The organism is Kitasatospora indigofera (genome assembly GCF_014655955.1).
Lineage (GTDB): Bacteria > Actinomycetota > Actinomycetes > Streptomycetales > Streptomycetaceae > Kitasatospora > Kitasatospora indigofera.
Genome location: NZ_BNBO01000026.1, coordinates 26157 through 47717, shown reverse-complemented (window position 1 = coordinate 47717; position 21561 = coordinate 26157). Strand labels below are relative to the sequence as shown.

The 21561-nt window shown below is 76.1% G+C and carries 14 protein-coding genes; 4 read left to right on the top strand and 10 right to left on the bottom strand.

The genetic code is table 11. The features are described 5' to 3' along the window. Window positions 1–51: 51 nt before the first annotated feature. Window positions 52–2127, top strand: coding sequence for a condensation domain-containing protein (locus IE329_RS21970; protein ID WP_190212657.1), 2076 nt, complete (start codon window positions 52–54; stop codon window positions 2125–2127). 173 nt (window positions 2128–2300) lie between these two features. Here the strand turns inward: IE329_RS21970 and IE329_RS21965 are convergent, their stop codons facing one another. From IE329_RS21965 to IE329_RS40795, 8 genes are all read right to left on the bottom strand, one after another. Then, window positions 2301–2903, bottom strand: a complete 603-nt coding sequence (locus tag IE329_RS21965) for an HAD family hydrolase (RefSeq protein ID WP_190212656.1) — start codon at window positions 2901–2903, stop codon at window positions 2301–2303. Window positions 2904–2967: 64 nt separating this feature from the next. Continuing rightward, complete coding sequence (locus tag IE329_RS21960; RefSeq protein WP_229927649.1) at window positions 2968–4488, bottom strand: sugar porter family MFS transporter; 1521 nt, start codon at window positions 4486–4488, stop codon at window positions 2968–2970. Window positions 4489–4532: 44 nt separating this feature from the next. Next, the gene (locus IE329_RS21955) at window positions 4533–5606 is read right to left on the bottom strand and encodes a Gfo/Idh/MocA family protein (RefSeq protein ID WP_229927648.1); all 1074 of its coding nucleotides are present in this window, start codon (window positions 5604–5606) and stop codon (window positions 4533–4535) included. Beyond that, window positions 5603–7135 carry a GMC family oxidoreductase gene (locus IE329_RS21950; protein ID WP_229927661.1) on the bottom strand — a complete coding sequence of 511 codons (1533 nt, stop codon included), beginning with the start codon at window positions 7133–7135 and terminating at the stop codon, window positions 5603–5605. Before IE329_RS21950 ends, IE329_RS21955 begins: the two co-directional genes overlap by 4 nt. 105 nt (window positions 7136–7240) lie before the next feature. Beyond that, window positions 7241–8023 (bottom strand): SDR family NAD(P)-dependent oxidoreductase, encoded by a 783-nt coding sequence (locus tag IE329_RS21945; RefSeq protein ID WP_190212655.1) that lies wholly within the window; start codon window positions 8021–8023, stop codon window positions 7241–7243. 2 nt (window positions 8024–8025) lie between these two features. After that, complete coding sequence (locus tag IE329_RS21940; RefSeq protein ID WP_229927647.1) at window positions 8026–9234, bottom strand: sedoheptulose 7-phosphate cyclase; 1209 nt, start codon at window positions 9232–9234, stop codon at window positions 8026–8028. Between the two features lie 854 nt (window positions 9235–10088). Next, the gene (locus tag IE329_RS21935; protein ID WP_190212654.1) at window positions 10089–10871 is read right to left on the bottom strand and encodes a glucosamine-6-phosphate deaminase; all 783 of its coding nucleotides are present in this window, start codon (window positions 10869–10871) and stop codon (window positions 10089–10091) included. A 227-nt stretch (window positions 10872–11098) separates the two neighbouring features. Continuing rightward, the gene (locus tag IE329_RS40795) at window positions 11099–12103 is read right to left on the bottom strand and encodes an RICIN domain-containing protein (RefSeq protein WP_229927646.1); all 1005 of its coding nucleotides are present in this window, start codon (window positions 12101–12103) and stop codon (window positions 11099–11101) included. 276 nt (window positions 12104–12379) lie between these two features. On the opposite strand from IE329_RS40795, the gene IE329_RS21925 reads away from it, so the two are divergent. The 3 genes from IE329_RS21925 to IE329_RS41580 all read left to right on the top strand — a co-directional run bounded on the left by IE329_RS21925 (window position 12380) and on the right by IE329_RS41580 (window position 20046). After that, window positions 12380–12991, top strand: a complete 612-nt coding sequence (locus IE329_RS21925; protein ID WP_190212653.1) for a sigma-70 family RNA polymerase sigma factor — start codon at window positions 12380–12382, stop codon at window positions 12989–12991. Then, a complete protein-coding gene (locus IE329_RS21920) occupies window positions 12988–15204 on the top strand; it encodes a hypothetical protein (RefSeq protein WP_190212652.1) in 2217 nt (738 codons plus the stop codon). Before IE329_RS21925 ends, IE329_RS21920 begins: the two co-directional genes overlap by 4 nt. Window positions 15205–15387: 183 nt before the next feature. Continuing rightward, the gene (locus IE329_RS41580) at window positions 15388–20046 is read left to right on the top strand and encodes an FtsK/SpoIIIE domain-containing protein (protein ID WP_190212651.1); all 4659 of its coding nucleotides are present in this window, start codon (window positions 15388–15390) and stop codon (window positions 20044–20046) included. Window positions 20047–20131: 85 nt separating this feature from the next. Here IE329_RS41580 and IE329_RS21910 read toward each other — a convergent pair whose 3' ends face one another. After that, the gene (locus IE329_RS21910; RefSeq protein WP_073926773.1) at window positions 20132–20434 is read right to left on the bottom strand and encodes a WXG100 family type VII secretion target; all 303 of its coding nucleotides are present in this window, start codon (window positions 20432–20434) and stop codon (window positions 20132–20134) included. Between the two features lie 126 nt (window positions 20435–20560). Beyond that, window positions 20561–21373 (bottom strand): hypothetical protein, encoded by an 813-nt coding sequence (locus IE329_RS21905; RefSeq protein ID WP_190212650.1) that lies wholly within the window; start codon window positions 21371–21373, stop codon window positions 20561–20563. Window positions 21374–21561: the final 188 nt, after the last annotated feature.

Below are 21561 nucleotides of genomic sequence, written 5' to 3'. Positions count from 1 at the left end.
GCGTCCCGATCCACACCCGCTGAGACGGGCCGGCCGAAGGACGCGTGCGACGTGACACCGACCAGGCGGATCACAGTCCGCTACAGCGCCGAGGGCGGCGGCTCGGGGCCGCTCACCATGGGCCAGGACAACATGATCCGCTGCATCCGGCGCGACGATCCGGAGCAGATCAACAAAGAGGCCGTCTGGCCGGTCCCGGCCGGCACCGACCTGCCCGCCGCGCTGGCCGCCCTGCGCACCCTGGCAGAGCGGCACGCCTCGCTGCGGACGGTCTTCCCGTCCGGCCCCGACGGCTTCCCGGCCCGCCAGGAGGTCCGGGGGGAGGGGGAGTTCACCGTCCGGGTGGTGGAGGCGGGCCTGCTCGGCGAGCGCGAACTCGACCGGCTCGCCGACGACCTGGCGCGCGCCGACAACGCCGTTCCCTTCGACCTGGCCGCCGACTTCCCGCTGCGCTGCACCCTGGTGACCGCGGAGGACCGGCCGGTCCGGATGCCGGTGGTGATCTGCCACTCCGGCGCGGACGGCGCGGCCACCGCCCTGCTGATCCAGGAGTGGCTGCTGCTCGCGGCGGGAAAGGAACTGCCGCCCGCCACCGCGCGGACACCGTTGGAGGTGGCCGCGTTCGAGAGTTCCGCGTTGGGGCGCCGTCGTGCCACCGCCTCGCTGCGGCACTGGGAACGGATCCTGCGCACCGGCCCGCAGGCCGTCTTCGCGGACTCCCGGATCACCGGGCCGCCGGACGTCGTCTCGACGCTGATCCTCCGCTCGCGCGAGGCGGCGGAGCACCTCACGGCCGCCTCGCTGCGGACCGGGGCCAGCCCCTCCGTGGTGCTGCTGGCGGCCTTCGCTGCGCTGGTGGCGCACCGCGCGGACCAGCCCCGGCTGGTGATCGCTGCGCTCTCGGCGAACCGGCACCGCCCGGTGATGGCCGACCACATCGGCACCCTCGCCCAGGACGCCTTCATGGCGGTGGACACCGGCCTGCGCGACCTGGACGAGGTGATCGGCCACACCAAGGCGGCCTCGCTGGCCGGCTACTGGCACAGCACCTTCGACGCCGAGCAGATCTGGCGGATGATCGACGACGTCGCCCACCTGCGCGGCTCCCGGTACGCCCGGCACGTGGTGGTGAACGATCTCAGTCTGACGATCCCCGAATCGGCCTCGGACGCGCGGCCGCCCGCGGTCGCCGACCCCGAGATCAGCTGGTTCCCCGACCAGCGGGTGCCGGTCCGGCTGATGTTCAACATCCTCCGGGTCAACGGCTCGCTCGAACTCGCCCTGCTGGCCTGCCCGCAGGTGCTGGACCGGACCGAGATCGAGGAGTTCGCCCGCGGACTGCTGGCCGTGGTCAGGGCTGCCGCGACCGGCCCGGTCCCGCTGGCCGGACTGGACGCGCTGACCACGGTCCGCCCGGGCGTACGGGAGGGGGACTGGCACGAGGTCGACGGGTCCTGGATCGACCTGGACGCCGTCCGCCAGTTGCTCGCCGACGTCCTGGGTGCGGGTGTGGCCACGGGTGCTGTTGCGAACGCGTCCGTTGCGAACGTGGACGTTGCGAACGCGTCCGTTACGGACGTGGACGTTGCGAACGCGTCCGTTGCGAACGCGTCCGTTACGAACGTGAACGGGTCGAACGTGGACGGGTCGAACGTGGTTGCGGCGAACATGCCCGTCTCGAATGCGTTCGTCCCGAACGCGTCCGCTGCCAACGTGGACGGCCCGAATGCGGTCGGGGCGAACAAGGACGCCGCGAACGCGATCGGGACGAATGCGATCTCCACGAATGAGATCGCCACGAACGCGATCGTGACGAACGCGATCGTTCGGAACATGGCCGTGCCCGCTCCGAAGGTCACCGCCCGTGTTGAGCTGACCGACGGCCGACTGATCGCCCACCTGTGGACGGATGCCGCCATCTCCGGCGGCCCGGCGCTCACCCCGCTCACCGTGCACCGAGCCGTGGTCGACGCGCTGCCCGGCCGGGACACCGCGATGGCTCCGCACCACTACGTGATCCACCGGACCGACCCGGTCGGGCCGGAGCACCGGGACGGCGGGGCGGTGCCCGCGCCGGTGGTGGAGGGCGACGGCCGGGACCCGGAGGTGGCCGGCCGCCAGGCGTAGCAGGTCCGACCAGGCGCCAGGCGCTGCCGGGCGGCCACCCGGGCGGCCACCCGGCCGACCGCCCGGCCAACCGCCCGGCGCGACCCTCCGGCAGCACCGCGTTCGGCGGCCACCGTCGGCGCGGTCACCCATGGCACGGTCGCCTCAGCCTGTCGAACTTGGCGCACCCGCCGTCAGGGCGCCCGGCGGGTGACCGGCCGGACGTCGATGACCGCCATCCCGGCCGCCCGGGCGGCCTCGATGCCCTCGTCGCTGTCCTCGTACACCAGGCATCGGGCGGGCGGGACGGCCAGGGCGTCGGCGGCCCGCAGGAAGATGTCCGGTGCGGGCTTGCCGCGCCGCACCTCGTCCCGGGTGACCAGGGCGGTGAACAGGCCCTGGTAGGGGAGGTGCCGCATGGTGGTCTCGATGATCAGGCGGGCGCCGCCGGACGCCACCGCCATGGGGAGCGTGCCGTGGTGGGCGTGCACCACCTCGGCGACCTCCGGATGGACCTCGATCCGGTCGGCGTTGGCCAGGAACAGCACGTCCCGGGCTGCGACGAGTTCCTCGACGGGGAGGTCCGGCCCGGCCCCGCCCTCCTTCGCGAGCGTCCGGATCAGGTCGGCGGAGGAGAGGCCGGTCCGGGCGTCGAACCACTCCTGCTGGAGCGTCACCCCGTGCGGGGCCAGGACGTCGGCCATCGCGCGGTAGTTGGCGTACTGGCTGTCGACGAGCGTGCCGTCCCAGTCGAAGAGGAGCGCTTCGGCGTGGCCCGGGTGGAGTTCGGGGAGCAAGGTGGCGGCGGCCTTCCTGATCGGCGGGGGCCGGGGCCCCGGAGAGGATCTGCGGTCGACGCTGTCACACCCGGACGGGTTCCGCGCGCGTGTCGTCCAGGCTGATGCCCTTGGTCTCGGGCATCCACCTGGCCAGGCCGAGCGCGGCGGCCAGTGTGACGGCGCCGTACAGGGCGAACGCCCCGCCCAGAGACAGGGCCTTGACGAGCGGGAGGAAGGTGGCCGCCACCACGAAGTCGGCCGCCCAGTGTGCCGCCGTGGCCAGGCTCATCAGTGCGCCCCGGGCTCGTCGCGGGTAGATCTCCGCGGCGAAGACCCAGAAGACCGGGGCCGGGCCGACGGCGCCGGCGACGATGAACCCGCAGAGGAGCAGCGCGGTCGTGCCGGCGTGCCCGCCGGACCACTGGGTGGCGGCGATGCCGGCGGCCGCGGCGGCCATCGCGGCGAGTCCGCCCAGCATCAGCGGCCGCCGGCCGCCCCGGTCGAGCAGGGCGATCGTCACCACTGTGGCCGCGACGTTGCAGACGCCGACCAGGACGGCGCCCAGGACCCCGCCGGACGGGGTGAGGCCGGAGGCGGCGAGGATCGTCGGGGCGTAGTAGATGGCGGTGTTGAGGCCGGTGAGGTGCACCAGGACGGCGATGCCCAGGCCGAGTGCTACCCGCCGGGGCCCGGCCTCGGCCAGCGCCTCCCGGAATCCGGCCCCGCCGCCGCGCCGCCCATCTCCCTGCGGCCCGCCTCCCTGCGGCCCGCCTCCCTGGGGCCCGGCGGCCGCCGGCCGCTCCGGGGCCGGCGGCAGTCCGAGCGCCGCGGCCGCGGCCCGGGCCCGCGCCCGGTGGCCCGCGCTCTCCAGCCAGGACGGCGACTCGGGGACACCGGCCATGCCGACCAGCAGGACCAGTGCCGGGGCCAGACCGGCCGCCAGCATCAGCCGCCAGGCGCCGTCGGACTGCAGGGCGTACGACACCGCGTAGGCGAGCAGCAGGCCGATGGTGATCATCAGTTGGTTGAGGGTCACCAGTGCGCCGCGGCGGGCCGGGGGCGCGATCTCGGCGATGTAGAGCGGCACCGCGAAGGAGATCGCGCCGAGGGCCAGGCCCACCAGGAACCGGCCGAGGACGAGGGCGGCCGGGCCGCCGGCCGCCGCGGACACGGCCGTGCCGGCGGCGAAGGCCGCGGCGGCGGCCGCGATCACCGGGCGGCGGCCGAAGCGGTCGGTGAGCCGGCCGCTGACGGGGGCGGTGAGGGCCGCGCCGAGCAGCGCCGCGGACACCACCACCCCCTGGGTCCAGGCCGACAGGCCGTACTGCTCGCCGATCAGCGGCAGCACCCCGGCGATCCCGCCGGTGCCGTAGCCGAAGAGCAGCCCGCCGGTGGACGGGATCAGCACCGCCAGGACCCGGCCGCGGGCCCCGCGGGCCCCGTCGGGTGCCTCGCGGCCTTCCGTCCCCGCGCCGGCCTCCACGGCCTCGGCCGCCATGACGCCGTCCTTCATGACGCCGTCCTCCAGGGCACGGGCCTCCAGGGCACGGGCCTCCAGGGCACGGGCCTCCAGGGCACGTGCCTCCAAAGCACTTACGTCCATGGCACGGGCCTCCAATGCGCCGGCGTCCGTCACCTGACTGTCCGTCATGTCCGCGCCGGCCCGGCACCGACCGGCTCGTCGGCCCGGCCGTCCGCCGTGGCCACCGGCGTGCCACCGGCCGCCGCCGACGCCACCAGCGCCGCACCGACACGCGCCGCCCGCCGGGAGTCGGCGATCGGGTACGGTCCGGGGCGGCCCTCGGCCACCGCCCGGGCGAAGGCGCCGACCTGGAGCTGGTAGTGGTCGGCGGCCGGTACGGTCTCGGTCAGGACGCCGTCGGCGGTGCGGACGGTCAGGACGCCGTCCTCGCCGGACATCGCCCAGGCGTTCCGGACGCTGATCGTGCCGCTGGTGCCCTGCAGTTCGTACCAGGCGCGCGGCCCGTAGTCGATGCTCCAGTCGAGGACGGCGCCGCGGCCCTCGCCGAAGTCCATCCAGCCGAAGGCACTGGTCTCCACCTGGTGCCCGGGGCGGCTGCTGAACCGGGCGCCGACCCGGTCGGGCGCCCGGCCGAAGAAGAACTGCGGGACGTCCACGGCGTAGCAGCCGACGTCCCAGGTGGCGCCGCCGCCGAGGGCCGGGTCGAGCCGGATGTTGCCGCTGCCGGTCGGGATCTCGAAGGCGAACGCGGTACGGACGAAACGGAGTTCGCCGATCGTCCCGGCGGCCAGCAGGTCCGCGGCCCGCTGCTGCTGCGGGTGGAAGCGGTACATGAACGCCTCCGTCGCGATCCGCGAGGCGTCGGCGGCGGCCCGCTCGATCCGCCGGACGCCGTCCTCGTCCATCGCCATCGGCTTCTCGACCAGGACGTGCTTGCCGGCGGCCAGCGCCCGCACCGTCCACTCGACGTGGTCGGTGTTGGGGAGGGCGATGTACACCGCGTCGACGTCGGGATCGGCGATCAGCGCGGCGTAGTCCTCGTGCGCGGTCGCGCCGTACGGCTTGGCCACCTCGACGGCCTGCGCGTGCCGCTCCGGGCGGCTGGCGACGGCGGTCAGCACGCAGCCGTCGGTGCGGGCGATCGCGGGCAGCAGGAGGCCGCTGATGTAGGCGGTCGCGCCGAGGGCGCCCCAGCGCAGCTCGGCTCCGGCGGGGCGGGCGGGGGTCGGCGTGGTCATCGGGTGGGCTCCTGGATGAAATCGGCGGCGCGCTCGGCGACCGCGACCACGGCGGCGTGGATGTTTCCGGTGATCATGCTCGGGATGACGGAGGCGTCGGCGACCCGCAGGCCGGCCACACCGCGCACCCGCAGCCACGGGTCGACGACCGCCGACTCGTCGTCGTCCGCGCCCAGCCGGCAGGTGCCGACCGGGTGGAACTGCGTCTGGGCGTTGCGGCGGACGAACTCCGCCAGCTCGGCCCGGCCGGTGAACGGGGGCGGCACCGGCGACGACCGCAGCGAGCCGAGCGGCTCGGTGGCGGCGATCTCCTGGGCCAGCTTCACCCCCTCCAGCAGGGTGTCGAGGTCGGCGGGGTCGTCCAGGTAGGCCGGGTCGATCAGCGGGTGCCCGAGCGGCCCGGCCGGGTCGAGGGTGAGCCGGCCGCGACTGCGCGGCCGGGTCAGCGCCGGGCCGATGGTGAAGCCCCAGCCGAGCCGGGAGGCGTTGTTCAGGTCCTTCATGGGGGCGAACGACAGCTGGATGTCCGGTGCGGGGGAGCCCGGCAGCACGGTGACGAACCCGCCCGCCTCCCCGAGGTTGGAGCGGTCGGCCACCGGGTGCCCCTCGGTGGTGTCGTACGCCAGCGAGACCTGGACGTGGTCGTGCAGGTTCTCGCCGACGCCCGGCAGGTCCACGGTGGACGCGATGCCGAGCGCCGCCAGCCGGTCGGCCGGGCCGATGCCGCTGAGCAGCAGCAGCTGAGGGCTGGCCACCGTGCCGGCGCAGAGCACCACCTCGGTGCCGGCGCCGATGCTGTGGACCTCCCCGCCGTGGCTCACCCGGACGCCACGGGCCCGGCCGCCGGTGACCTCGATCCGCAGCACCGTGGCGTCGGTCAGCACGGTCAGGTTCGGCCGGTCCAGCACCGGGCCGAGGTGGGTGAAGGCGGTGTTGGCCCGCCGGGCCGGCTCCTGCGGGGTGCCGGCGGTGACGGTCGTGCGGTACAGGCCGACCCCCTCCTGGGTGGCCGCGTTGAAGTCCGAGTTGGCCGGCAGCCCGGCCTTCTGCGCGGCGGCGACGAAGGCGGCCGCGAACGGGTGCGGGTCGGTGTTCTCGGCGACCGGTACCGCCCCGGGCACGGGCGCGTCCGCCGGAGCGTCCAGCCGCTCCAGGTACGGGAGGAAGGCCTCCGCGTTCCACAGCTCGCCGCCCCACCGGCTCCAGGCGTCGAAGTCCGAGGCGGCGCCGCGGATGTGCACCATCGCGTTGATCGCGCCGGAGCCGCCCAGCACCCGCCCGCGCGGCCAGGCCAGCCGCCGGCCGTTCAGCGCGGCCTGCGGCACCGTCCGGTACCCCCAGTCGAGTTCGCCGCCGAGCAGCCCGGGCCAGGCCACCGGGCGGGCGATCCGCGGGTCGTGGTCCGCGGGGCCGGCCTCCACCAGCAGGACGCTCTGCTCGGGCCGGGCACTGAGCCGGGCGGCGAGGACGCACCCCGCCGCTCCGGCGCCGATCACCACGAAGTCGTACGTCCGGGCCGGGATCTCCATGGACACCTCTCATCCTGCGTTCGGGTGGGTCTGTCAGGGGCCGGCCGGCGGCCTCGGGAGGAGGACCGCCGGCCGGTGGGGCCGGTACGGCGGGCCGGGCGGTGCTCAGACGGCGAGGAAGCCGCCGTCCACGGCCACCACCTGGCCGTTGACGTAGCCGGACGCCTCGGAGAAGAGCCACAGCACCACGTCCGCGACCTGCCGGGGGGTGCCGATCACGCCGGACGGGATCAGCCCCCGCCAGGTGGTGGCGCCGCCGACCGCCGCCTCCGAGGCGGCCAGCATCTCCGTCTCGATCGGCCCGGGGGCGACCGCGTTCACCCGGACCCCGTCCCGCGCGTGCTCCAGGGCGCCGATCCGGGTCAGCGCGATCGCCGCGTGCTTCGACGTCACGTAGGCGCCGATGCCGGGGAAGACGGTCCGCAGCCCGTGCACCGAGGTGTTGTTGACGATGCTGCCGAAGCCCTGCGCCGCCATCGTCCGCAGCTCCTCCCGCATGCACAGCCACAGGCCGCGGGTGTTCACCGCGAAGGTGGCGTCGAACTGCTCGGGCGTCAGGTCGACCAGCCGGCCGTCACCCGGGACGCCCGCGTTGTTGAACGCGTGGTGCACCGCGCCGTACGTCGAGCGCACCGTCGCGAACAGCTCCCGCACCTGCTCGGGGTCGGTGACGTCGCAGGCCAGGAACTGCGCCTCGCCGCCCGCCTCCTTGATCTCCGCGGCCGCGTCCTCGCCCTGCTCGGCCCGGCGGGAGGCGAGTACCACCCGCATCCCCGCCTCCGCGAAGGCCAGCGCCGCGGCCCGGCCGATGCCGGTGCTGCCGCCGGTGACGACGACCACCCGGCCGGCCGGGCCCGGGGGCACCGGCCGGCCGGCGTCGTCCGCCACCGTCACCCGAGCCGCCCGGCGGCCACCGGCACGGCGGCGGGGCCGAGCAGCCGCCCCATCCGGTCGGCGGCCGAGGCGATCTCGGCGACGGTGAGGTCGTCGAGGAAGCAGACCGCGCCGATCCGGGTCAGCATCGGCAGGTGCTGCTTGCCGTTGCGGTGCCGGACGGTGTCGGCGAGCGCCTCGGTCAACAGGTCGACGTCGCAGAACAGCGGGTGCGAGGGGCTGAGGCCGAGCCGGGCCGCGGCGGCGATGATCCGCTCCAGCACGGCCTCGCCGATCAGGCCGCGCTGCGCCGCCAGGACGGCGGAGAAGACGCAGTCCATCGCCACGGCCTCGCCGTGCAGCAGCTCCGGCAGCGCCCGCATCTCCACCAGGGGGGAGAAGGAGTGCCCGTAGTCGACGCTGCGCCGCAGGTCCTTCTCCCAGAGGTTGGGCTGGAGCTCCTCCGCCATGCCGGCGATGGCGCGGCCGATCACCTCGTCCGGGACGCCGGCCGGCAGCGGACGGTCGCCGCCCGAGGCCTGGAAGCGCGCCTCGATCAGGTCGGCGCCGTACTCCTCCAGCAGTTCGAACAGCCGGACGTCCTTGATCAGGGCCATCTTGAAGATCTCGCCCATGCCGTTGCGGATCTGCCGGCGCGGCACCGTCGCCAGGAACTCGCGGTCGATCAGCGTGCGCGGCGGCGGGCTGTAGCTGCCCAGCCGGTTGCGGTACCCGCCGAAGTTGATGCCGGTCTTCGCCGCGACACTGACGTCGACCTGGCCGAGCAGGGTGGTGGGCACCCGGATGTAGGGGATGCCGCGCCGGTACAGGCTGGCGGCGAGTCCGACGACGTCCGCGAGCACGCCGCCGCCGATCACGATCGGCGGATTGCTGAGGCGGTTGGTGCCGACCTCGTTGAGCTTCGCGACGACGTCCAGCACGTTGCCGATCGACTTGCTCTCCTCGTCCCCCGGCATGGAGAGGTAGGTGACGGGCACGTCGTTGGCGTCGAAGTAGGCGCGGATCCGCTCGCCGTACAGGTCGGAGACCGAGTGGTCCAGCACCACCAGGCGGGTCTCGGTGCCGGTGCCGCCGCCGGGCAGGCTGAGCAGTTCCGGGTTGGCGGGGTCGAGCAGGCCGGGCGTCTCGACGATCTCGTAGGCGACGGGGAGCTGGGTCCTGATCGTCCAGCGCAGGGGCTCTCGGGACTGGGCTGCTGTGTTCAAGGCCTGATCCTCAACTGTGAGAGGTGACGACACCCGCCGTCAGGACTTCGCGACAGGGCGGACGAGCCACAGGGTGCTGTGGTCGATGGTGTCGTTCGAAGGAGGTGAGGCTCTCGCAGGCAGGGCAGCACTGGCCGGCCGTGCGGGGCGTGCCGCCGGAGGGCGCGCCAGGTCTGACCTGGCGTCCGGGTGACCTCCGGCCGTTCAAGGGGTGAATTCACCGTAGTCATATGACGTGGCGTCAATCAAGGACTACCCCTGCGGGAGGGGCCGCCCCGGCGGGGGCTCCGGGCTCGCTCCGCCGGCCCTGGTGGCAGGCGCTGGCCTGCGACGATCGGGCCACGCTCCGGATGCCGGTGGTCACGGTCCGCACCGGCTCGCGGGCGGAGAAGTGATGCAGGCCACATGACGCGCCTCTTGCCGGGCGGTCGAGGCCGGCCGGCGGCGGCCCGCCGGGGCGGGGCGGGGGTGGGGGCGCTACGGCCGGCCGGACGGTGACGGGCCTGGTGGTGGCGGTGCTGATGGCCTTGACGGTGCTGGTGGGGCTGTTGGTGCTTGAGGTTCCTGGAGTGCTTGTGGCGCCTGTGGTACTCGGGGCGCTTGAGGTACTCGGGTGTCTGAGGTGCGAGGGATGCCTGTGCTTCTGGCGGTGCCCGCGTCGCGGGGGCGGGGCCCGTCGGCGGTGCGGGCACCCGGGTCGTGCTCCCTCCGCCCCGGGTGTGGAAGCACACAGCGGCGGCCCCGGAGCGGTCGTACGCTCCGGGGCCGCCGCTGGGGTGCCCGTTCAGGTGCCGGCGCGGGGAGGCGCCCACCCCGGGGGCGGCACCGTCACCGCCGCCCCCGGGTGGCGGTGATCAGAGGCCCTGCCAGGCGGGCTTGGCCGCGTAGGTGTCGCGGAAGTAGTCGGCGAGCTTGAGGCCGGCTGCGGCGGCCTCGTCGACCACCACGGTGGCGTGCGGGTGCAGTTGGAGCGCGGAGGCCGGGACGGCGGCCGACAGCGGGCCCTCGAGGGCCAGCGCGACGGCCTCGGCCTTGGCCTCGCCGGTGGCCAGCAGCACCAGGTGGCGGGCCTCCAGGATGGTGCCGATGCCCTGGGTGATGACGTGGTGCGGCACCTCGTCCAGGCTGTCGAAGAAGCGGGCGTTGTCCTCCCGGGTCTGCCGGGTCAGCGTCTTGATCCGGGTGCGGGAGGCGAGCGAGGAGCACGGCTCGTTGAAGCCGATGTGCCCGTCGGTGCCGATGCCCAGCAGCTGGAGGTCCACGCCGCCGGCCTCGGCCAGCGCGCGGTCGTAGGCGATGGCGGCCGCGGCGATGTCCTGCGCGTTGCCGTCCGGGCCGAGGAAGGACTCCTCGGTGAGGCCGAGCGGCTCGACGACCTCGCGGAGCACCACCGAGCGGTAGGACTCGGGGTGGCCGGCGGGCAGGCCCACGTACTCGTCCAGCTGGCAGATCCGGGCCCGCGAGGCGTCCAGCGTCGCGGCCTGGACCCGGGCGGCCAGGGCCTGGTAGATCGGCAGCGGGGTGGAGCCGGTGGCGACGCCGAGCAGGGCGTCGGGCTTGGCGGACAGGAGATCGGCGATCGCCGCGGCGATGAGCTCGCCGCCGGCGGCGGCGTCGGGGACGATCACGATTTCCATACAGGGTCCGCCATTTCTGGAGCGACAGAGAGAGGTCTAGACCATATTGCCGTGAACTCGCCCCTCAGGTCCAGTCCGGCAGGTGGTCGCCCCGGCCCCGCGGGCGGGCGGGGTCCGGCCCCTGGCCTGCCGGTCCGTGCCGCCGGCCGCCGTGGGCCCGCCTCCGGGCCGCCGGACCGGCCGCCCGCCGGACCCGCCCGGCGGCCCGGTCCGGCGGTGAGGTGACGTCAGCGGAGGTACCACTTCTGGTTCGCGGTGCCGGCGCAGTTCCAGAGCTGGAGGCGGGTGCCGTTCGCGGTGCCCTGGTCCTTCGCGTCCACGCACTTGTCGGCCTGCGGGTTGACCAGGTCCCCGGCGCCGCTCAGCACGAAGCGCTGGGCCGGCCCGCCGTTGCAGTTCACCAGCTGGATGGCGGCGCCGTTGGCCACCGAGGCCCAGGCCACGTCCATGCAGAGGCCGAGCGCGCGGACCGAGCCGTCGGCCCGGAAGTCCCAGGTCTGCCCGGCCGAGCCGTTGCAGTCCTGCAGCTCCAGCGGGGTGCCGTCGGAGCCCTTCCCGCCGAGGACGCCGATGCACCGGCCGGACGCCCGGCCCGCCACCGGCCGGCCCGGTACGGGCGCCGGTACGGGCTTGGCGACGGCCGGGGCGGGCGGGGTGGCCTGCGCCGGCGCGGCGGACTGCGCAGGTGCCGCCGCCGGGGGAGCGGCGGCGGCCGGTGCGGACGCGGCCTGGGCCGGCGCCTGGGTCCGGCCGGGCGCGCGGTCGGCACTCTGCGGCGCGGCCCCCGCCGCCCCGGACCCGGCTCCGGCCCCGGACCCCGCTGCGGCCGGCGGCGCGGCGGCCCCGTCGGGCTGCCCGGCCGGGGCGGGGTCCGCGGGATCGGCGACGGCCTGGTTGGCGGCCTGCACGGTGACGGTGGGCGCGGGCCCGGGTGTGGCCGGTGCGGACCCGGCGGGGGAGGCCGCCCCGCCCGCGGCTGACGGCCCGCCGTTGGCGGCCGCCACCGGCCGCCCGGCGCCGCCGCCCGGGGGCTGCCGGAGCAGCTCCGGCAGCTGCGCGGCGCCGAGCACGGCCACCCCGGCCAGGGTGGCGGCCGCCGCCGTCGCCCCCCAGGCCCGGGCGCCGGGCAGCAGCCCGCGCGGCGGCGAGGGGGTGTGCCGGGCGAAGGTGTCGGCGAAGCGGTCGGCGGGCGGGCCGGCGGGCCGCGCCGGCCGCGGGTCGGACGGGGGCACCGGGCCTCCAGGGGGCGTGAGGGTGTGGGCGACACCTTCCTCCGCACACACCACGGGCGGGTGAACAGTTGCCGTTCCGGAGGTGGCGGACAGTCAAGATGTGCTGCCGGTTGGCTGGTTGAACGACATGACTTGGCCTGCTGTTCACCCTGGCACGAACTTTCGGACGACTTGCGTCAGTACCGTGGCCGCCGGTTGGGGATGCGCGACCTGCGCGCACATGACATGGGGGTCTCCGCCGCTGCAGATCGCCGTACGATCAGGAAGAGCAGTGTCATGGAGCGCACCGCCGGCCCGACCCACCGGGCGTCCGCCAGCCAGTCCGAGCCCCCGGGTGCAGTCCGCCGCAGAGCGGTGGCCGCGCCGCCCGCCCCGGAGCGGCGCGCCGAACTCCTGCTGGCCGAGCGCGAACGGCTCCAGCGGTTCGTCACCAGCCTCTCCCGGCACGACCCGCACCAGGTCGAGGACATCGTCCAGGAAACCCTCTTGCGGGCCTGGCAGTTGTCGGACCGGCTGGACTGGAGCGACCTGCCGATCCGGATGTGGCTGTTCCGGGTCGCCCGCCATCTGCTGATCGACGGCCGGCGCAAGGACCGCGCCGTCCCGGTCGGCATCGCCGCCGAGGGCTTCCCGGACCAGGCGCCGGTCGCCGACCAGACGGCGCAGGTGCTGGACCGCCAGGTGCTGGTCGACTCGCTGCGCTCGCTGGACCCGATCCACCGGGAGGCCGTCGTGCACGTCCACCTGCTGGGCCGGGCCGGCCCGGACGCCGCCCAACACCTCGGGATACCCGGCGGAACCCTCAAGTCCCGTACCCATTACGGGGTGCAGGCCCTGCGCCGGAACCTCGCCGACCGCGGCGTGGTCGCGCACGGGATCGCCTCGTGAGCGCCCTGCCCGCCGTGCCCGGCGGCACGGCCACCCTGTTCGGCCTGGCCGGTCTGCTCCTGCTGCTCGCCGTGCTCGCCCAGCTGGGCGCCCGGCGCGCCGGCGGCTGGCGGGTCGTCCGGCGCCGCCTGCGCCGGGAGGCGGCCGCCACCGCCGCCGCGTTCGCCGCACCCGTCCGCGCCCAGCTCCGCTACCGCCGCCACCTGCGGCTGCTGCTCCGCCTGCTCGGCGACCGGTCCGGCTGGGCCGACGCCGAACGGGCCGCGCTGGGCGCCGGGCGGGTCCCGGGCGTCCAGCCGTACGGGGTGCTGCTCGGCCGGACCGTGGTGGGGGTGCTGGTGGCCTGCGGGCCCGCCGCGCCGCCGCAGCCGCCCAAGCCCTGGGCGGCGGACGACACCGACCCCCGGCTCTGGTGGCTCGACCGCGCGGACGCGGCCCGGGTGGCCACCGGCGGCCGCCCGGCGCCGCTGCTCGCGGCGTTCGGCACCGACGGGCGGCACGCCGTCCTGCTGGACCTGGCCACCGGGCCGGCCGTCACGGTGCTGGGCGGCGACAAGGGCACCGCCCGCGCCGTGCTGCAGGCGCTGGCGGCCCAGCTCGACGCCCGGCTGCCGGCCGGCGCCGTGACCGTCGCGGACGGCGTCAACCCCCGCCACACCGGCCCCGAGCCGGCCGCCGCACTGGCGCTGGCCGAGCGGGCCGCCACCGGCGGTGCCCCGGCCTTCGCGGTCTGCGCCGAACTGCCGGCCGGGGCCCGCCCCGCCGCCGGCTCCCGACTGCTGGCCCTGAGCGGCGCCAGGGGCTCCGCCCGACTGCTCACCGCGGACCGGGCCGGGCTGAGCGTCCTGGGCACCGGCCTGCGGGTGGACGCCGTCCCGCTGGCCAGGGCTACCGCCCGTAGCCTCCCGCTGCTGCCGCCGTACCCCGCGCACGACGCGGGCCCCACGGACGACAGCGACCTGTCCGAGCCGGCCCTCGACGCGGAGGGCCCCGGCGGGCCCGGCGCCGCTGCCGGCCCCGGCGGTCCCGTCGCCATCGAGCGGCCGGCGCCCGCCGGGCTGCCCGGCCGGTCCGCGCTGGGCGCGACGGTGGCGGGCGCGACGGTGGCGGGCCCGACGCCGGCGGGGGGCTCCACCGGCCCGTCGGCCGGCCCGCTCGCCGGTCCCGCCGCGGTGCGAGGCACCCGCCCCGACGCGGCCCGCCCGGCGACCGGGGAGCCGGTGGGGCCCCGGCCCGGCTCGGCCGAGCTGCCCGGCCGGTCCGCCCTCGCCCCGCCGCACCCGGACGGGCCCGTACCAGCCGAGCCCGTGTCGGCCGAGCCCGTACCGGACGGGCCCACGCCGGACGAGTCCGTACCGGGCCGGCCCACGCCCGGCCGCCCGGAGCCTGGCCGGGCGGTCGACCCGGTGACCACCGCAGTCGGCCCCACCGCTCCGGCCGCTCCGGCCGCACCGGAGCCGGAGCCGGAGCCGGAGCCGGGCCCGCCCCCACTGGTGCTCGGCCCGGTGATCGTCCCTGGCCGGGCGACACCGCCCGGGGCGCCCCGGCCCACGGGCCTGACGCCGCCGGCCCGGCCACGCTTCGTCCAGCGCCCAGGCCCGCCGGCCGGCGACGGCCCGGCTCCCGGGCCGGTGCAGCCCGCGCCCGTCGCGCCCGGGCCCGTGCTGCCCGATCCGGCCACCCGGTACCCCCTGGTGCCCGGCCGGGCCGCCACCGGCCCGGTGCTCTCCGGCCCTGCCCGCGCGGCCGCCCCGGCCACCGGTACCGGCCTCCGCCCGCCCGGTGCCGCGGCCGCCCCGGCCACACCCGGCTCGCCGGACCCGGCCGGTCCGATCACGGCTTCGCCCGCCGGTCCGATCACCGCTCCGCCCGCCGGCGGCGCTCCCGCGGCCCCCGGGGTCCGGGGGCGGCTCAGGCTGCCGGCACCGCCGGCCGCGCCGCAGGGCGACCAGGACACCTTCGGCCCGGTTCGGGTGCCCGGTGGCCCGGAGGCCGGCCGGAGCGGTCCGGCTCCGGCGGCCGGCGGACCGGACGTGCTCACGGCTGCCCTGGCGGCCCCGCCCCTCGTTCCGGTCCTCGCCGCCGTCCCCGCTCCGCCCGCCGCCCGGATCGGCGTCCCGGCCGCCCAGCTCCCGGTCGACGACGACCTCGCCGAGCCGGAGCCGGACCCTGGTTCGGGCCCGCCCGGGGTCTCCGCCGCCGTCCCGAACTGACCGTCCCGAACTGACCGTCCCGAACTGACCGTCCCGAACTGGCCGCCCTGACCTGACCGTCCCGGCGCCGGCCCACCCCCGGCCGGCGCCACCGGGCCCCGGGCCCCGCGCCCCCACCCTCCCGACACCCGACACCCGACACCCGACACCCGACACCCGAGCCCGACCCCTGGAGACCACCCGGTGAAGCTCACCGTCACGCTCGTCGACAGCGCCGACGCCCGCCGCCGCGACCATGTGCTGGACCTGCCGCCGTACGCGACCGTCGGTGACCTGGCCGCCGCCGTCGACCGGCCCCCGTCCGACGCGCACGGCCCCCGCGGGGAGGCCGGCGCGGCCGGCGGCGCGGCGGCGTTCGCGGCCGGCCAGGCGGCGACGGCCGCCCCGCGTGCGCTGCACCTGGGCCCGGCGGTGCTGGACCCGGCGGCCCCGGTCAGCGGGGCTGGCGTGCTGGAGGGGGCGGTGCTCGGGCTGGGCGCGCCGGTCGACGACCACGACCGGGTACGGGTGCCGGCCCCGGACGGGCGGCCCGGCGGCCCGGCGCAACTGGAGCTGCACCTGGTCTCCGGCCCCGGCGCCGGCCGCAGCTGGCGGCTCGGGCCCGGCAGCCACGAGATCGGCTCCGACCCGGACTGCGCCGTCCGGCTGTCCGGCGCCGGCGTCCCCGCCGGGGGTCTCTGGCTGACGGTGGGCCAGGACGGCTCGGCCTTCTGGCAGCGCTCCGGCGGCTCCTCCGTGGAGGTCAGGGCCTGCGTCCCGGGCCCGCCCGGGAGCGCACCGGCCGATCCGCCCGCCCCCGGCACCGCATCAGCCGCATCAGCCCGCCCGTCCGCGTCACCAGCCTCACCCGCCGCGACGGACGGTCCCGCCGCCTCCCGGCCCACCGCCGGGACGCTCCCGCCCGCCGAGGCGCTGCCGCCCGGCGCCACCCCCTGGCCGCTCGGCGGCGACGTGGCCGCCGGCGCCGCGCTGCTGCGCCTGGTGGAACCGGTCGAACCGGACGCCGCCGTGGTGCCCTCCGCGGACGGCATCGGCGTGGACTACAACCGCCCGCCCCGGATCGCCCCGCACCTGGACGCCGAGCGGATCCGGCTGCCGATGCCGCCCACCGCGCCGTCCCGGCGGCCGTTCCCGCTGCTGCTGATGGTCGCGCCGATGGTGCTGGGCATGGTGATGGTGGCGGTCTTCCACTCCTACTTCTACCTGGTGTTCATCCTGTTCAGCCCGCTGATGGCGCTCTCCAACTGGATCGTCGGGCGGCGCGGCAACCGCAAGGCGCACGAACTGGCCGAGGCCCGCTACCGGCAGCGCCGCCGCACCCTGGAGGGGGAGATCCGGACGGCGGCCGACCGCGAGCGGGTGGTCCGCGGCCTCGCCGGGCCGGACCCGGCGACGGTCGGCCTGACCGCCGTCGGCCCGGGCAGCCGGCTCTGGGAGCGGCGCCGCCGCGACCCGGACCACCTGGTCCTGCGGCTCGGCACGGTCGACCAGCCGTCCGTGAAGGAGCTGGACGATCCCGCCCGCGACGAGAACCACCGCACGGTGCGCTGGAACATCCCGGACGTCCCGATCGGGGTGGAGATCGCCGAGTACGGCGTGGTCGGCGTGGCCGGCGCGGGTGAGCCCGTCCAGGCGCTGGCCCGCTGGCTGGTCGCCCAGTCGGCCGTCCTGCACAGCCCGCGCGACCTGCGGATCGTGGTGCTCACCGAACGGGCCGGGGCGGAGGGGTGGGAGTGGGTGCGGTGGCTGCCGCACCTGCGGCCGGCCACCGCCGGCGGACCGGTGGTGAGCATCGGCAACGACCCGGAGTCCACCGCCAACCGGATCTCCGAGCTGGTCGCCCAGATCCAGGCCCGGCAGCGGGCGCTGGGCTCGTCCATGGGCAAGGCGATGTTCAACGAGCCGGACGTGCTGGTGATCGCCGACCGGGCCCGGCAGCTGCGCGACGTCCCCGGCATGGTGCAGGTGCTCACCGACGGCCCCCGGGTGCGGGTCTTCAGCGTCTGCCTGGACGAGCAGGAGCGGCTGCTGCCGGAGGAGTGCGCCGCCGTGGTGCTGGCCGCCGGCCACCGCCTGACGGTGCGCCGGACCGGCGCGCCGGACATCACGGACGTCCGCGCCGACCTGGTCGACACCGACTGGTGCGAGCAGGTCGCCCGCGCGCTCGCCCCGGTCAGGGACGTCAGCCCCGAGCACGACGCCGGGCTGCCGCAACAGGTCAAACTGCTGGACCTGCTGCGCCTGGAGCCGCCCGCCCCGGCCGAGCTGCTGGCGCGCTGGCGCCGCCGGCCCGCGTCCACCGGCTTCCTGCTCGGCACCGGCTACGACGGTCCGCTCACCCTCGACCTGGTGCGGGACGGCCCGCACGCGCTGGTCGCGGGCACCACCGGCTCCGGCAAGTCCGAACTGCTGCAGTCCTTCGTCGCCTCGCTGGCCGCTGCCAACCGGCCCGACGAGCTGACCTTCGTGCTGGTCGACTACAAGGGCGGCTCCGCCTTCCGCGAGTGCGCCGAACTCCCGCACACCCTGGGCATGGTGACCGACCTCGACGCCCACCTGGTGGAGCGCGCGCTGGAGTCGCTCGGCGCCGAACTGCGCCGCCGGGAGCGGCTGCTCGCCGAGGTGGCGGCCAAGGACCACCCCGAGTACCGCTCCAAGCGGCTGGCCGACCCCACCCTCGCACCGCTGCCCCGACTGCTGCTGGTCATCGACGAGTTCGCCACCCTGGTCCGCGAGGTGCCGGACTTCGTGCCCGGCCTGATCGGGATCGCCCAGCGCGGCCGCTCGCTCGGCATCCACCTGGTGCTCGCCACCCAGCGCCCCTCGGGCGCCGTCACCAGCGACATCCGCGCCAACACCAACCTCCGGATCGCGCTGCGGGTCACCGACTCGACCGAGAGCCAGGACATCATCGACACCTCCGAGGCCGTGCACATCCCGGCCTCCGCCCCCGGCCGGGCCCTGGTGCGCCTCGGGCACCGATCCACCGTGCCGTTCCAGGGCGCCTGGGCGGGCGCCGCCCGGCCCGGTACCGGCAGCGGCCCGGCCCGGCCCGCCGGCGCCCCGGTCCGCGCCGCCGAACTCTCCTGGGCCAGGCTCGGCCGGCCCGTCGCGATGCCGCTCGGCGACAGCGACCCGGGCGCCCCCGCCGCGCCGGCCCCCACCGACCTCCAGGCCCTGGTCGCGGCCCTGCGCGAGGCGGCGGCCGGCCTGGACGACTTCGTCCCGCAGCCCAGCCCCTGGCTGCCCGCCCTGGCCGAGCACGTCCTGCTGGACGACCTCACCGCGCTGCTGCCCGACCACGCCGGCCCCCTGCCGCCGATCCCGTACGCCCTGGAGGACGTCCCGCAGCTCCAGGAACGCCGGGTGGCCACCGCCGACCTCGCGACCTTCGGCCACCTGTACGTGATCGGCGCGCCCCGCTCCGGCCGCACCCAGGTGCTCCGCACCCTGGCCGGCTCCGCCGCCCGTACCGCGTCCTCGGCCGACGTGCACATCTACGGCATCGACGCGGCCGGCGGCGGCCTGGCCGCGCTGTCCGCCCTGCCGCACTGCGGCGCGGTGGTCTCCCGGCACGACCTGGAGCGTCTGGAGCGCCTGCTGCACCGGCTCACCGCCGAGCTGACCGCCCGCCAGGAGAGCTGCAGCGAGCACAGCGCGGCCGGGCTGAACGAACTGCGCGCGCTGCTCCCCAGGGCCGAGCGGCCGGCCCACATCCTGCTGCTGATCGACGGCTGGGACGCGCTCTCCGGCCTGCTCGACGACCACGACAACGGGCGGCTGGTGGACCTGGTCACCCGGCTGCTGCGGGAGGGCGCGGCGGCGGGCATCCATGTGATCGCCAGCTCCGAGCGCTCGCTGCTCGGTGGGCGGCTGGCCGCCCACAACGACCACAAGCTGCTGCTCCGCCAGGGGGACCGCAACGACTACCAGCTGGTCGGGCTCTCCCCGGGCAAGGTGCCCGCGGCGGTGCCGCCCGGCCGCGGCTGGCACGCGCTGAGCGGCACCGAGACCCAGGTGGCGCTGCTCGCCCCCGGTGACGGCGGCCAGGAGCAGGCGAAGGCGCTCGCCGCGATCGGCATCGAGACCACCCGCCGGGACGCCGCGGTGCCGGACGCCCGGCGGCCCTTCCCGGTGGCCTCGCTGCCGAGGTCGGTGGACTTCGCCGAGGCCTACGAGACGGTCGACGCCGGACTGCGCCGCCCGATGTGGGGCCTGCTCGGCATGGGCGGCGACGACGCCGGCCCGGTCGGGGTGGACTTCGCCGGCCCGTCCGCCGCCTTCGCGGTGCTCGGCCCGCCCGGATCGGGCCGCAGCACGGTGCTGGCCTCGCTGGCGGTGTCCCTGCTGGCCGGCGGCACCTCCCTGGTGGTGCTGACCCCCCGCCACTCCCCGCTGCGGGCGCTCGCCCGGCACCCGCTGGCCCGGGTCCTCACCGAGCCGGACCCGGCCGCCGAGCTGGTCCAGGCGGCCCTGGACGACCTGGGCGGCCCCCGGGTGATCGTGGTCGACGACGCCGACCTGCTGGCGATGCCGGCCTGCGACCGGGTCCTCAAGGAGACCGCGACCTTCGGCCGCGACCGGGGTCTCGGCCTGCTCTACGCCGGCCCGGCCGACGCCCTCCAGGTGGCGATGGGCGGCTGGGTCACCGCCGCCAAGCGGGCCCGCCGGGGGCTGCTGCTGGCACCGAAGAGCCTCCAGGAGGGCGACATGATCGGGATCCGGCTCCCGGTCCACCTGATCCGCGCCACCCCGGTCACCGGCCGCGGCTGGACCACCGGCCGGGCCGGCGAGGCGATGGCGGTGCAGGTGCCGCTGACGGTGCTGCGGGCGGACGGCTGAACCGGCCGGGGCCGGCCGGGCCTTGACGGCGGCGGGCACGCGGGAGGGGCCGGGACGGGTGTCCCGGCCCCTCGGCGTCCTGCGGTCAGCTGCCCTCGCGCAGGCTGCTGGCCATGTCGGCGTCCATCTGGTGCATCTGGTCCTTGATCTGGCGGAACTGCTTGGCGAAGCCCTTGATACCGTCCATCGCGGCCAGCAGGCTGGTGTTGAACTTGTCGTAGGCCTCCTGCATCGCCGGGCTGGACTGCTGGAACACCATGCCGTCGCCGAGCAGGTTGTTCACGTCGTTCTTGAGGTCGTTGAGCATCGGCACGATGTTGTCGCTGGCCGAGTCCAGGCGGGCCGAAGTGGCCTCGATCTTGTCGAAGTCCAGGGAGATGTTGGGCATGGTCGTCCTCTCAACGGGGATGGTCGATACGGGTGTTCGCATCGTGCGGGTGCGGGTGCGGGTGCGGGTGCGGGTGCGAGGGCCGGGTGGGCGTCGGGCCCGGTGGGCGTCGGCGTCGGCGTGCGGTCAGAACACCGGCGGGTAGGAGCTGTCGTCCGAGGAGTCCTCCGGCTTGCCGCCGCCGGTCTGCTGCCACTCCTGGCCCGGGCCGCCGCGGTGGTACTCGGTCTTCACGCCGTCGTTGTCCGTGACCGTCATGTCGCCGGTGCCGTCGTCGTGCAGATGGGTCTCGGCGTGGTTCTTGGTGCCGTCCGAGTACACGGTGTCGGTGGTGAAGGACTTGCCGTTGTCCGTGTAGCTGGTGGTGGAGGTGTAGGTCTGGCCGTCGTGGGTGACGGTCGTCTCCTCCTTCACCACGTTGTTGTTGCCGTCCAGGGTGAGATGGGTGTGGACCGAGCCGTTGGCGGTGTTGATGGTCTGGTCGACCGGCGGCGCGCCGGGGTCGGTGGCGCTGCAGAACTCCGGCACCTTGCCGTGCTCGTCCGGCGTGCACTGGTCGGCGTGGGCGTTGCGGTAGTCCCAGGCGGACTTCCGGCCGCGCCAGGCGTCCAGCCCCATGTTGGCGCCCATCACGCCCAGGCCGTCGGAGATCTGCGCGTCCACGTCGAAGTAGCCGTCGGCGACGGCCCCGAAGACGTCGCCCAGTTGCTTGAGGTGGTCCACGGCCCGGTTCATCGGGTCCTTGGAGAGCCGGTAGAGGCTGCGGAACCCGTTGGTCACGTTGGGGTCGCCGAAGACCGCCTGGGCGTCGCCGAGATTCCCCGAACCCAGCTGGGAGAAGATGCTGTTGGACAGCGTGGGGGAGATCCGGTCGGCCAGGTCGTGCAGGTCCTTGCGGGCCTCGTTGAGGATGCCGTAGTCCATCGCGAAGTCGGGCAAGAGGTCCCTCCGGTCGGGTAGCCGTGCTGCTCCGGCCTGACCACGTGCGGGAGGGGGCCGCGGTTCACCGCGCCCCGGCGTGCCGGCCGTCCGGACGCGGGGAACCGGCCCGGGGAGCCGGCCCGCCGCCACCCGGTGAACCGCGCCGGGGCCTCGCACGTGGTCAGGCCGGGAGTGCTGTGCGCACG

Coding starts and splice junctions, on each gene's coding strand:
- IE329_RS21960 (WP_229927649.1), bottom strand. CDS start 4,488: ATGGACGTAAGTGCTTTGGAGGCACGTGCCCTGGAGGCCCGTGCCCTG.
- IE329_RS21955 (WP_229927648.1), bottom strand. CDS start 5,606: ATGACCACGCCGACCCCCGCCCGCCCCGCCGGAGCCGAGCTGCGCTGG.
- IE329_RS21950 (WP_229927661.1), bottom strand. CDS start 7,135: ATGGAGATCCCGGCCCGGACGTACGACTTCGTGGTGATCGGCGCCGGA.
- IE329_RS21935 (WP_190212654.1), bottom strand. CDS start 10,871: ATGGAAATCGTGATCGTCCCCGACGCCGCCGCCGGCGGCGAGCTCATC.
- IE329_RS21925 (WP_190212653.1), top strand. CDS start 12,380: ATGGAGCGCACCGCCGGCCCGACCCACCGGGCGTCCGCCAGCCAGTCC.
- IE329_RS21910 (WP_073926773.1), bottom strand. CDS start 20,434: ATGCCCAACATCTCCCTGGACTTCGACAAGATCGAGGCCACTTCGGCC.